This is a genomic window from Emticicia sp. MM, from assembly GCF_001649495.1.
The window spans coordinates 52,639-65,813 of record NZ_LXHX01000020.1 but is presented as its reverse complement, the minus strand read 5'-3'; the positions used below and the strand labels follow the sequence as shown (position 1 = coordinate 65,813).

The following is a 13,175-nucleotide window of genomic DNA, read 5'->3' as shown; positions in this document are numbered from 1 at the left end:
GTATTCTTCTGTAACATAAATTATGAAATGGTGTATTTTTAACGTCGGCAAGGCTTTGAGTCTTGCCGACGTTTTCATCTTAAAGACTATATTATTTACTAACCTTAATCTTAGTTATCGTATTCGATACAACTTCTTCGTAATAAGCTACTACTTTACGACCATTAATTTTAACCATTTCTGGTGTGATATAATAATCAAATAATAGTTTTTGATTATTTGCAGTTGTAATCGAAATCGTGCTTGGCAAATCGCTCTCGGTTACTTTTCCTGCCCCTTTCAATATGCCAACTACCTTCTGCACATTTTCACTAAACTCCACAGGTTCAGTATTTATCGCTGATTTTCCGTTAATTTGTACATCGACTAAGGCATTTGTCAAATCGCTGTTATAAGTAAAAGCCACATATTTTCCTTTCCACTTCTGCAAAATCCCCATATTTACACTTTTTACTTCTTCAAGATTTATCGTAAAATATTCAGAGAATTTACGTTCGGGAAACTCAATGTGTAAAGTAGCCAGCGGATAGCCCGAATCTTCCACTTCTTTCAATATACCAAACTCATTGATGCCGTCATCAATCCATGTTTGGCTAACATTCTTAAGTAAGGCGGAATTACTCTGATTTGAAGTAAGCAATAGCATAAAAACAATAAAAAAAGCAGTAATAATTTGAAAGTTTTTCATCGGATAATAGGTATTTTTAAGTGATTAGTTAAGGCTGTAATTAACTCAATATAAACAATAAATACAAAAAATGCCTCACAATTTCTTGCGAGGCATTCCGTACAGGGAATTATTCCCTCAAAAACACCAATATTACTTATTTGCCTCAGCAGCAATCAGATTAAGTGCCGAACCTGCCTTAAACCAGCCAATTTGGCTGTCGTTATAAGTATGATTCAATTTGATTTCTTCTGAAGAACCATCTTTGTGCGTAATTACCAATGTCAAAGGCACACCTTCAGCAAAAGTAGTTAAACCAGTGATAGCAAAAGTATCATCTTCTTTAATTTTATCATAATCCGCAGGATTTGCAAATGTCAAAGCCAACATACCTTGTTTTTTCAAGTTTGTTTCGTGGATACGAGCAAACGAACGAACAATGATAGCACGGACGCCTAAGTGACGAGGCTCCATAGCGGCGTGTTCACGTGATGAACCTTCACCATAATTTTCGTCACCTACTACGATTGTACCTACGCCAGCGGCTTTATATGCACGTTGTACGGCTGGAACTTCGCCATAAACACCTGTCAATTGATTTTTAACTGTGTTTGCTTTATCATTCACAAAGTTGATCGCACCAATCAAAAGGTTATTTGAGATATTATCAAGGTGTCCACGGTATTTTAACCATGGTCCAGCCATTGAAATATGGTCAGTTGTACATTTTCCTTTGGCTTTAATCAATAATTTTAAACCAGAAAGGTCTGTTCCTTCCCAAGCTTTGAACGGCTCAAGTAATTGCAAACGATCAGATTTTGGACTTACCGCAACTTTTACTTTGCTACCATCTTTCTTAGGTTTTTGGTATCCTGCATCTTTTACATCAAAGCCCATTGGAGGCAATTCTACACCAAACGGATTTTCGAGTTTTACTTGCTCGCCATTTTCATTAGTCAATGTATCTTTTGCAGGGTTGAAAGTCAAATCACCAGCGATAGCAAATGCCGTTACGATTTCTGGCGAAGCCACAAATGCGTGCGTATTTGGATTTCCATCGGCACGTTTTGCAAAATTACGGTTGAATGAAGTGATGATTGAATTTCTTTCACCTTTTTCAGCTCCGTGTCTTGCCCATTGACCAATACATGGTCCACAAGCGTTAGCAAGAACTACACCACCAATTGCATCAAATTTAGCAAGGATACCATCACGTTCTGCTGTAAAACGCACTAATTCAGAACCTGGAGTGATTGTAAATTCTGCTTTTGCTTTTACGTTTTTAGCAGCTGCTTGTGAAGCTATCGAAGCAGCACGTGTCATATCTTCATACGAAGAGTTTGTACACGAGCCTATTAAACCCACATCTAATTTTTGTGGCCATTTATTTTTGATAACTGCTTTTGCAAACTTAGACAATGGCCAAGCTAAATCTGGCGTGAATGGTCCGTTGATTCTTGGCTCAAGTCTTGAAAGATTGATTTCAATAACTTGGTCATAATATGCTTCAGGATTATCAATACACTCTTGGTCGGGGCGTAACAAATCTTTGATACCATTTGCCAAAGAAGCAACTCTTGCACGGCCAGTAGCCTTCAAATAAGCAGCCATCTTTTTATCATAACCGAAAACGGATGTTGTAGCACCAATTTCAGCACCCATATTACAGATTGTACCTTTACCAGTTGCCGATAAGCTATCAGCACCCTTACCAATATATTCAACGATTGCCCCAGTACCACCTTTTACTGTTAACTGACCTGCAACTTCCAAGATAACGTCTTTTGCAGAAGCCCATCCTTTTAGTTTGCCACTCAATTTTACACCAATTAATTTTGGCATTTTCAATTCCCAAGGCAAGCCTGCCATTACGTCGCAAGCATCGGCTCCACCAACACCAATCGCTACCATACCCAAACCACCCGCATTTGGTGTGTGTGAGTCAGTACCAATCATCATACCTCCTGGGAAAGCGTAATTTTCGATAACAACTTGGTGGATAATACCAGCACCTGCTTTCCAGAAGCCAATACCATATTTATTTGAAACAGAAGCCAAGAAATCATAAACTTCTTTATTTTTTTCGGTAGCAATTTTTAAATCGTCAGTTGCACCAACTTTCGCTTGAATCAAGTGGTCGCAGTGAACAGTTGAGGGGACAGCCACTTTCGGGCGACCAGCCGACATAAATTGCAATAAAGCCATTTGAGCTGTTGCGTCTTGCATAGCAACACGGTCAGGGGCGAAGTCAACATAGTCAACACCTCTGCCATAAGCATTAGTAGCTTCACCTTCGCACAAGTGCGAATAAAGAATTTTTTCGGCCAAAGTAAGTGGTCTTCCAACTGCCTTACGAGCAGCGGCTACTCTTTCTGGCATTCGAGCGTAAACGCTCTTAATCATATCTAAGTCAAAAACTGCCATTAGTTAAAATAATTTAAGATTTTATAGTTACCGAAATTCGATGTAATTATGAGTTGAACAAAAGTACAAAACTATGATTAATTACAGGAATGATTTCTTGCAAAAATAGAATAGAAGCAATGCAAATACAACCTTTGACGACGATTATCTTAAAAATATATCAAAAAAAGCTCAATTTTAATCAAAATCTAATGCAACAAACCTTTTTTTTGCTTTTTAGACAAAGTTTTGTGTAATCTGGATGATAGTTTTAACAATTAAAAAAGATATTTTTTTGGCAATTTTTCACAGAAAATAGTTGTTTTATCAATCAAGGCTTATATTTGAGCCAAAATTATCAAAATCAGGATAGATGTCGAAAAATTTAGTTATAGTTGAGTCCCCTGCCAAAGCCAAGACCATTGAGGGTTATCTTGGCAAAGATTTCACCGTTAAGTCAAGTTTTGGTCATGTAAGAGATTTACCTGATAAAGAATTAGGAATTGATGTAAAAAATCAGTTTTTACCTAATTATATAGTATCATCTGATAAAACAAAGGTGATAAGTGAGTTAAAAAAATTGGCTAAAGAATCGGAAACAGTCTGGCTCGCAACCGATGATGACCGAGAAGGAGAAGCCATTTCTTGGCATTTGAAAGAAGCATTGGGCTTGACAGATGCAACTCCAAGAATTGTTTTCAGAGAGATCACTAAGAAAGCTATCACCACTGCTATTCAAAATCCACGTACAATAAATATGGATTTGGTAAATGCACAACAAGCACGTCGTGTATTGGATAGACTCGTAGGATTTGAATTATCGCCAGTTTTATGGCAAAAGATTCGTACTGGCGAACGTACCAATCTTTCGGCTGGGCGTGTTCAATCGGTAGCTGTAAGAGTAATCGTTGACCGTGAACGTGAAATTGATGCCCACGATTCAAAATCATCATTTAAAGTTGTTGCACAATTTATTGTAGAAAAAGGCAAAGTTCTAAATGCCGAACTTGGCAAAAACTTTGAAAAAGAGGCCGATGCAAAAGCATTTCTCGAAAAATGTGTAGGTGCAATCTTTACAATCAAAAATCTTGAAGTAAAACCTGCTAAAAAATCGCCTGCTGCTCCGTTTACAACTTCAACCTTGCAGCAAGAAGCCTCTCGTAAATTAGGCTTCTCAGTTTTGCAGACCATGACAGTGGCACAGAAGCTTTACGAAGCAGGTAAGATTTCATATATGCGTACGGACTCGACTAATCTTTCGGATGAGGCCATTGAGAAAGCAAAAACGCAGATAGAAAATGCTTATGGCGAAAAATATGTCAAAACTCGTAAATATAAAACCAAGAGTGAGTCGGCACAAGAAGCCCACGAAGCCATTCGTCCGACCGATTTTGGTACTGAAAAAGTGGACGGTGATAGAAATGAGCAACGTTTGTACGATTTGATATGGAAACGCTCGATTGCGTCCCAAATGGCTGATGCTGAACTTGAACGTACAATCGCAACTATCGGTATATCTACAACCAGCGAAGAACTTGTAGCAACGGGCGAAGTAATTAAATTCGACGGTTTCTTGAAAGTATATCTCGAATCGAACGATGATGAAGACGAAGAGAATAAGGGAATGTTACCCCCATTAAATATCGGTCAGATGTTAGATTTGGCGATTATGAAAGCTACTCAACGTTTTTCAAAACCACCCGCTCGATATACTGAAGCAAGTTTAGTAAAGAAACTTGAGGAAATGGGCATTGGCCGTCCGTCAACTTATGCCCCTACAATTTCGACGATTATCAAACGAAATTATGTAGTAAAAGAAGACCGAGCGGGTAAAGAAAGAGAATTTAAAGAGTTGACACTCAAAGAAAATGCGATTTCGGAAAGAGTAGGCAAAGAAAACTACGGAACCGAAAAAGCTAAACTTTTCCCGACTAATGTCGGAATGGTTGTCAACGACTTTTTGGTTGATAATTTTGATGCTGTAATCGACTATAATTTCACGGCAAATGTTGAAAAAAGCTTCGATACAATTGCCGATGGCAAAGCTGAATGGCAAAATATTATTTCAAACTTCTATAAAGACTTTCACAGTAAAATTGAGCAAGCATCGGATGTAAAATCAACAGCCGGAACTCGTGAACTTGGCATCGATCCAAAATCTGGTAAGAAAGTTTCGGTAAAAATCGGAAAATTTGGCCCTTATGTACAAATTGGTGAAAAAGATGATGATGAAAAACCAACTTTCGTAAGTCTGCAAAAAGGACAGTTGATTGATACAATCACACTTGAAGAAGGTTTGGCATTATTTGATTTACCGAAACTACCGAGAGAGGTCGGTTTCTTTGAAGACTTACCAATTATTGTTTCAATCGGTAAGTTTGGGCCGTATATCAAACATAACGACAAATTTTATAATATTGACAAATCTGAAGACCCTTATCTAATTGACCAAGCGAGAGCAATTGAGTTAATGACGATTCAGCGTAATAGTAATGATTTGTCTCAGCCTAAAGATTTAGGTATTTATGAAGGCTTGGCAGTAAATATTGGCAAAGGGAGATTCGGTCCTTATGTAAAACACGGCGATAAATACTATAATATTGATAAGAAAACTGATCCATCGACGCTTACGGTTGAAGGGGCAATTGAAATTATAAAAGCTAAGAAAGCAGCAGAAAGCAATAAAATAATTAAGGAATTTGAAGAAAATAAAACCATTCAAGTACTTAATGGGCAATATGGGCCATACATCAAAGCAGGTAAACGCAATGTAAAAATTCCGAAAGGAACTGACCCTGCAACATTGACGTTGGAAGATTGCTTGAAACTGGCGAATGGATAGTCGAACAATCGTTGCTAATAAATGTTGAATGGTTAATAATAAATGGCACAACTTATTAGAATTAATAATCAGTTGTGTCATTTTTGTATCATCCAAACTCAAAAGAGAAATGAAAAAGAAACTTGTAGTTTTGACAGGTGCAGGCATCAGTGCTGAAAGTGGTATCATGACATTTCGTGATGCGGGAGGTTTGTGGGAAAATCATAGTATCGAAGAAGTAGCAACACCCGAAGGCTGGCGTAAAAACCCAAAGTTGGTTCTGCAATTTTACAACGAACGCCGTGCAAAGGCCGCTGAAGCAAAACCAAATGCTGGACATTTAGCACTGGCTGAATTAGAAAAATACTTTGACGTACGAATTATCACACAAAACGTTGACAGCCTGCACGAAAAAGCGGGTTCGACAAATGTTTTGCATCTTCATGGTGAACTTTCAAAAGTTAGAAGTGTAAAAAACGAAAACCTAATTTACGATATTGGAGCGAAAGCAATCGAAATCGGAGATTTAGCGGAAGATGGTGGACAGCTTCGTCCACATATAGTTTGGTTTGGTGAAATGGTGCCAATGATTGAGCCAGCCGCTGATTTGTGTCTTAATGCTAATATTTTTATAATAATTGGCACTTCGATGCAAGTTTATCCTGCTGCTGGATTGATAGGCTACGTATCCGACGATGCTCCAAAATATATAATTGACCCCAATATGCCCGAGGTTTCTAACCTCTATCAAAATTTGACTTTTATTACTGAAACAGCTACTGTTGGTGTTCCTGAATTAGCTCAAGAGTTAATCAAAAACTTTATATAATTTTTTAGTCTTAATAAATATTCACCAACAAAAAAGCCTCTGTTTATGAAAACAGAGGCTTAAATCTATAATAAGAGTATCTTACACGTGAGCTTCTAATTTTGAAGTAAGGATGTGCTTCGGCACTGCACCAACGATTTTATCAACCATTACTCCACCTTTAAAAATCATCAAAGTAGGAATTGAACGAATGCCAAAACTTGCTGGAACGTTCGAGTTCGCATCAACATCCATCTTGCCAACAATTGCTTTTCCTTCATATTCACCAGCGATTTCCTCAACAACTGGCCCTATCATTTTACATGGTCCACACCATTCTGCCCAAAAGTCAACTAATACTGGTGTTTCTGAGTTGATTAGTTCTGCAAAACTTGCATCTGTAATTTCAATTGCTTTACCTGCCATTTCTGTAAATTCCTCTTCGGAAATAAATTATTATTTATAATTTGTTTTATTGCTTAGATAACAAAACTGTATTTAATAAAAGTTCCGTCACGCTAAAACAACATTCTCTTCACCAACTAATTCTTTCAATTCTTTTACAAAATCGTTAGTTGAAGCTACTTTTTGCTTACGAGAAAGCAGCATTACATCCATTTTTTCATCAGAATCATACACAGACATTTTAAAGTCAAAATTACCTGGATAACGAGAAGTAGTTTTTTGAATTTGCTCGATCAACTGAGCATTTACAAACTGTAAACCCAACGAAATTTTTACTTCTTTGAATAATTTATTTCTGATTTCACTCAATAATTCCATGCCGAGTGGCTTGAACTCAAAATCGCCTTCACGCCCCCATTTGGTTTGTATTTTTCCACGAATGAACAGAAACAAACCAACCTGCATATATTTTGAAAAATTGACAAAGTCTTGCCCAAAAAACATCATTTCCATACTTGAATTATAATCTTCTATTTTCATAATTCCGAATGGATTTCCATTTTTGGAAGTCTTGTGCATCACACTTGTAACTACCCCACCAATGGCAAATTCTTTATTGGCATTCAATGGGTCAAAAACTTGGTCAAGCGGCACACAACGACGCATTTCGAGTCTAAACTCATCAAGTGGATGCCCCGAAATATAAAATCCAACAACTTCTTTTTCAAATTTCAATTTCTGAATATCGCCCCATTTTTCGCATTCTGGAATTTTTGGTTTGGCAATATCAAATGCCCCTCCCATGCCTCCAAAGAGCGAATTTTGACCCGCATCTTTATTTTCATGGTATTTATTAGCGTACTTGATGATTTTCTCAATCAAAGTAGTACCATCTGTTTCATCAAAAAATTGCCCTCTATGCAAATCAGTAAAACAATCAAAAGCACCAGCATAGGCAAATGATTCGAGCGTTTTCTTGTTTACAGTGCGTAAGTTTACACGAGTAATGAAATCAAAAATATCAGTGAAATGCCCTTTCTTTCGCTCCTCAATAATGGCATCAACAGCCGCATCACCCGAGCCTTTGATTCCCCCCATTCCGAAACGAATATCACCTTGTTTATTGACACTAAATTGTTTTTGAGATTCATTGACATCAGGCCCAAGTACATTCAAACCCAGAGCCTTACATTCTTCCATGAAAAATGTAATTTTATCAATATTTCCTAATTGGGAAGTCATAACGGCCGCCATGTATTCGGAGGTATAATGAGCCTTCAAATAAGCAGTTTGATAGGCAACAAACGCATAACAAGTCGAGTGCGATTTATTGAAGGCATAAGAGGCAAACGCTTCCCAGTCAGTCCACACTTTTTCAAGTGTTTTTCCATCGTGTCCTTTGGCCATTGCACCGTCCATAAACTTTGGTTTAAGTTTATCGAGTGTTGCACGGTCTTTTTTACCCATAGCTTTACGCAAAACATCGGCATCACCTTTCGAGAAACCTGCCAATTTTTGCGATAAAAGCATTACCTGTTCCTGATACACCGTAATTCCATAGGTTTCTCCCAAAAACTCTTCCATATCGGCCAAATCATACTTTACCTCTTCCCTACCGTGTTTACGGTTGATAAAGTTAGGAATATAGGCAATCGGCCCAGGTCTATACAAGGCATTCATCGCAATCAAGTCATCAAGCCTATCAGGTTTGAGTTCCTTCATGTATTTCTTCATACCATCAGATTCAAACTGGAAAACTGCGTTGGTTTCGCCTCGTTGAAAAAGCTCATACGTCAGCTTATCATCGAGCGGAATATTATCAATATCAATCGTCACATCATGATTTTCTTTAATCATTCTGAGACAATCTTTGATAATTGTCAAGTTTCGCAGACCTAAGAAGTCCATCTTAATTACCCCCGCATCTTCAATGATTTTCCCTTCGTATTGTGTAATCAATAATTCGGTTTCTTTTGATGTTGAAACTGGTAAAATATTGAATAAATCTTCGGGAGCAATGATAATACCCGCTGCGTGGATACCCGTATTTCTTACCGTTCCTTCGAGCCTATGAGCTTGCTGTAAAACCTTACCCGTGAGGTCATTACCATTATACATGGCTCTGAACTTTTTCACATTTTCAATCTCATCGGGCTGAATACCAACTTCGACCAAACTACCTTTTCCTTCGAGTGGATAATTGACCATTTTCTCGAAATCAATGCCATAAGCGGGTTTATCTGGTACGAGTTTTACGATATAATTGGCATCAGCCAATGGCAATTCCATTACACGAGCTACATCTTTGATAGCTGATTTGGTAGCCATCGTACCGTAGGTAATGATTTGAGCAACTTGGTTTTTGGTATATTTTTGCACCACATAATCAATTACCTTTTGACGCCCTTCGTCATCGAAATCAGTATCAATATCGGGCATTGATTTACGGTCAGGATTCAAGAAACGCTCAAAAAGTAGTTGGTACTTAATCGGGTCAATATTAGTAATGCCGATACAATATGCTACTGCCGAACCAGCCGCTGAGCCACGACCTGGCCCAATCATTACGCCCATGTCTCGGCCAGCCTTTATAAAGTCAGAAACTATGAGAAAGTAACCTGCAAAACCCATTGATTTGATGGTAAAAAGCTCAAAATCAAGACGTTCTTGCACTTCTACACCAATTTCGCTATAACGTTTTCTCGCTCCTTCATAAGTTAAATGCTTCAAATATTCCCATTGATTCAATACATCATCGGCATGAATTTTAAATTCATCAGGAATCGGGAAGTTAGGTAGCATGATGTCACGCTTCAACTTCAGAGTTTCGACCTTAGAAACAATTTCGTTTGTATTATCAATAGCCTCAGGCATATCGCTAAACAACGTGGTCATTTCTTGCGTAGTCTTGAAATAAAATTGGTCGTTGTAGAAAGCAAAACGAGTATCTTTCGATGAGCCCTCATCATCATTAAAATCTTTGGCCGAAGGTGTTGAAAATTTTTCGTTGGTATTTACACACAGCAAAATATCATGAGCCACCCAATCTTGCTGGTCAACGTAATGACTATCGTTTGAGGCAATTACTTTTACACCATATTTCTTAGCAAATTTTACCAAAACCTCGTTAGCCTTGATTTGCTCAGGAATATCGTGGCGTTGAAGTTCTACATAATAATCTTCACCAAATCTATCCAGCCACCATTGAAACTCTTTTTCACCTTCTTCTTCTCCTTTCTTCAGAATCATTTGTGGTACTGATGCACCGATACAGCAAGTAGTAGCAATTAAACCTTCTTTATACTGCTCAATCATGGCTTTGGTAATACGTGGATATTTCCCATAAAGCCCTTCAATGTAGCCCAATGAACAGAGTTTTACGAGATTTTTATAGCCCTGAGCATTTTTAGCAAGTAGAAGTTGGTGAAAACGCTTATCTTTTACTTCTTTCGTAAATTGCTTTCGATGGTGGTCTTCTACTACATAAAACTCACAGCCAACAATTGGTTTTACGCCGAATTTACCAGCTGTAGCCACAAAATCAAAAACCCCGAACATATTTCCGTGGTCTGTAATTGCCATGGCGGGCATATTATCAGCTTGGGCTTTTTTGAATAATTTTTTGATGTCAGAAGCACCGTCAAGCAAAGAAAACTGGGTATGATTATGTAGATGAGAAAATTGCATTTTATTGTTGTTATCAATGAAGTATAATTTTAAGAATTGTGTATCGGTTAATTCACAATTTGAAAATTTTGCTACTTGTTTCAACCATAAATTTAGTCAAAAAGTGTGAGTTTTTTGTGAGAAATTTGTTTGATTAAAATTAAATCACTGATAGTCAAGTTTATAATTGAAAACATTTTCAAAAAAATTTGAAAACTCAATATCAAATCGTATCTTTGCACCCCAATTTACTTTTTGTTCAATACTTAATGTTTTAGCGATGCCAAAGCAAAAAACCAATTCTGGAGCGAAAAAACGCTTCAAAATTACAGGAACAGGTAAGATTAAGCGTAAACACGCTTTCCATAGCCACATCCTAACAAAAAAATCTAACAAACGTAAAAGAAACTTGGTTTCTGCAACGCTTGTAAGTGCCGCAGATACAGACCGTATCGAAGGATTATTATGTATGTAATACGAATGACGAGTTTTTAAATGACGATTGACGAATTAATTTTCTATGTCATTATTCAAAATCACCTTTCAATTACATGGTTAATGCGAAGAGTCGAAAATCGACATACCGCAAATGTTTCACCCGACAAATGGCAACGAAAGAGTTCTGAGTTTTGAGTTTTGAGTTCTGAGTTTAGATTATCATTCTACATTCTTAATTCTACATTCTTAATTAATTGAGCCGCCAACGTCAAAAAACTAAAAAACAAAAAAATGCCAAGAAGTGTCAATCACGTAGCGTCAAGAGCGAGACGTAAAAAAGTCCTAAAATTAGCCAAAGGTTATTACGGACGTAGAAAAAATGTTTGGACGGTTGCGAAAAACGCCGTTGAAAAAGGTTTAGTTTATGCCTATTCAGGTCGTAAACAAAAGAAAAGAAGTTATCGTCGTTTGTGGATTGTTCGTATCAACGCTGGTGTGCGTCCTCTCGGAATGTCATACTCTGTTTTGATTGACAAACTCGCAAAGGCAGGCATCGAACTTAACAGAAAAGTATTGGCCGACTTAGCAATGAACCATTACGATGCGTTCAAAGCAGTTGTTGACAAAGTGAAATAACCCCTAATTCCTAAAGGAAATAAAGGTTAGTCTATAATGTAAAAAGCATCAAGGTAAACTTGATGCTTTTTTTATGACTCAGCATGAAAGGCCTAAGTTTCAATTATCAAAGTTTTTAAACCTTTCCATTTTCCTTCATTATCTTGTCCAATTAAGTAGGCTTCAAATTCTACTCTGTTTCCAGCTCGTAAATATTCTATATTGGTGAGGTTTTCCGTAACTAAATCTTTAATTTTCAAAAATTTAGCTGCTCTTTCTTTTTCAAAATCAGTCCACCATTCTTTTTCAGTGATTATTGACTCGAAAAATCTTTCCCAAGGTAAAACCTCTACTCTTACTGCTGGTGTCACACCAATATATTTTCTGAAAAGAATTGTATCAAAAGGAGCAGGATTGTCGGCTTGCCAATCAATTACTTTTATTTTTTCATCTGATTCGCTCGGATATAATAGACCATTGACACCTTCCGTCAAAATTTCGACAAGTGTTTTTTCTGAATTTTGGTTGATTTCGCTCACTTTTTTTGGTTAGTAAAATTTCTTTTGTACTTTTCGTTACCTTTCGATGGTTTGTGTGTCAAATATCCGAAAATAATTCCAATATATTTGGAAAAAAATGTAAGTAAAATAGTAATATTGTGCCAATTAAAAACCATTAAATCTAAAAAAAATGTTAGAAGTATTGCAAGGTCTTATTCAACAAGCGGGTCAAGGTGCTGTCGTTCAAAACCCAGAAGTTCCAAATGAACATAATGAAGGTGTTATGGGCGAAGTAATGCAAGGTCTTATGGGAGGGCTTTCAAATCAAGCAAGTTCACAAGGTGGTCTTGGAAGCTTAATCGGCTTACTTGGCGGAAGTGCTGGTAACGGTGGCAACTTAATGTCGAATCCAATTGTTGGAAGCATTGCACAAAGTGTAGTTGGCAACCTTATGGAAAAATTCGGATTGTCAAATTCGGCTGCTGCCGGAGTAGTTGGAAGTATGTTGCCATCTGTATTAGAAGGGCTTATTAACAAAACAAACGACCCAAATGATGATTCTATTGACATGGGTGGTTTGATGGGGTCTATTACAGGTGGAAAAACAAACGGTATTGATTTCGGAAGCCTACTTAGTCAAGGAGCAGGTGCTTTGGCTGATGGCAAATTAGATATGAATGATTTAATGAATATCGCAGGAAGTGCGATGGGCGGCCAAAAACAACAAGGTGGCGGTGGCTTAGGAAGCCTTCTCGGAGGCCTATTTGGCGGCAAATAAGATAATCAACCTTAAATTAGCGTAGTTAGTTGAATATATCTGACCATTAAATAAATAATGGTATTGATATATTC

10 protein-coding genes are annotated in these 13,175 nt (G+C 37.4%); 5 read left to right on the top strand and 5 right to left on the bottom strand.

The window, feature by feature from the left end; genetic code table 11:
* Window positions 1-91: 91 nt before the first annotated feature.
* Window positions 92-688, bottom strand: coding sequence for a hypothetical protein (locus A6M55_RS03100; protein ID WP_197491649.1), 597 nt, complete (start codon window positions 686-688; stop codon window positions 92-94).
* 132 nt (window positions 689-820) lie between these two features.
* Entirely contained in the window at window positions 821-3,091 is a 2,271-nt protein-coding gene (locus A6M55_RS03095; protein ID WP_064196416.1) for an aconitate hydratase, read from the bottom strand.
* 352 nt (window positions 3,092-3,443) lie between these two features.
* On the opposite strand from A6M55_RS03095, the gene topA reads away from it, so the two are divergent.
* Both topA and A6M55_RS03085 read left to right on the top strand, forming a co-directional pair.
* A complete protein-coding gene (topA, locus tag A6M55_RS03090; protein ID WP_064196415.1) occupies window positions 3,444-5,912 on the top strand; it encodes a type I DNA topoisomerase in 2,469 nt (822 codons plus the stop codon).
* 109 nt (window positions 5,913-6,021) lie between these two features.
* Window positions 6,022-6,720, top strand: coding sequence for an NAD-dependent deacylase (locus A6M55_RS03085; RefSeq protein WP_064196414.1), 699 nt, complete (start codon window positions 6,022-6,024; stop codon window positions 6,718-6,720).
* A gap of 81 nt (window positions 6,721-6,801) precedes the next feature.
* Here the strand turns inward: A6M55_RS03085 and trxA are convergent, their stop codons facing one another.
* Both trxA and dnaE read right to left on the bottom strand, forming a co-directional pair.
* Entirely contained in the window at window positions 6,802-7,125 is a 324-nt protein-coding gene (gene trxA / locus A6M55_RS03080; RefSeq protein WP_064196413.1) for a thioredoxin, read from the bottom strand.
* An 87-nt stretch (window positions 7,126-7,212) separates the two neighbouring features.
* Window positions 7,213-10,791: a DNA polymerase III subunit alpha gene (gene dnaE, locus A6M55_RS03075; RefSeq protein WP_064196448.1), complete on the bottom strand. Its 3,579-nt coding sequence runs from the start codon at window positions 10,789-10,791 to the stop codon at window positions 7,213-7,215.
* A 259-nt stretch (window positions 10,792-11,050) separates the two neighbouring features.
* On the opposite strand from dnaE, the gene rpmI reads away from it, so the two are divergent.
* Together rpmI and rplT are read left to right on the top strand one after the other, a co-directional pair.
* Complete coding sequence (gene rpmI / locus A6M55_RS17185) at window positions 11,051-11,245, top strand: 50S ribosomal protein L35 (RefSeq protein ID WP_015030871.1); 195 nt, start codon at window positions 11,051-11,053, stop codon at window positions 11,243-11,245.
* A gap of 254 nt (window positions 11,246-11,499) precedes the next feature.
* Complete coding sequence (gene rplT / locus A6M55_RS03065) at window positions 11,500-11,844, top strand: 50S ribosomal protein L20 (protein ID WP_064196411.1); 345 nt, start codon at window positions 11,500-11,502, stop codon at window positions 11,842-11,844.
* Window positions 11,845-11,936: 92 nt separating this feature from the next.
* Here rplT and A6M55_RS03060 read toward each other — a convergent pair whose 3' ends face one another.
* The gene (locus A6M55_RS03060; protein ID WP_064196410.1) at window positions 11,937-12,362 is read right to left on the bottom strand and encodes a nuclease A inhibitor family protein; all 426 of its coding nucleotides are present in this window, start codon (window positions 12,360-12,362) and stop codon (window positions 11,937-11,939) included.
* A 151-nt stretch (window positions 12,363-12,513) separates the two neighbouring features.
* Here A6M55_RS03060 and A6M55_RS03055 point away from each other — a divergent pair, with 151 nt between their 5' ends.
* A complete protein-coding gene (locus A6M55_RS03055; protein ID WP_064196409.1) occupies window positions 12,514-13,101 on the top strand; it encodes a DUF937 domain-containing protein in 588 nt (195 codons plus the stop codon).
* The last annotated feature ends 74 nt before the right edge of the window (window positions 13,102-13,175 follow it).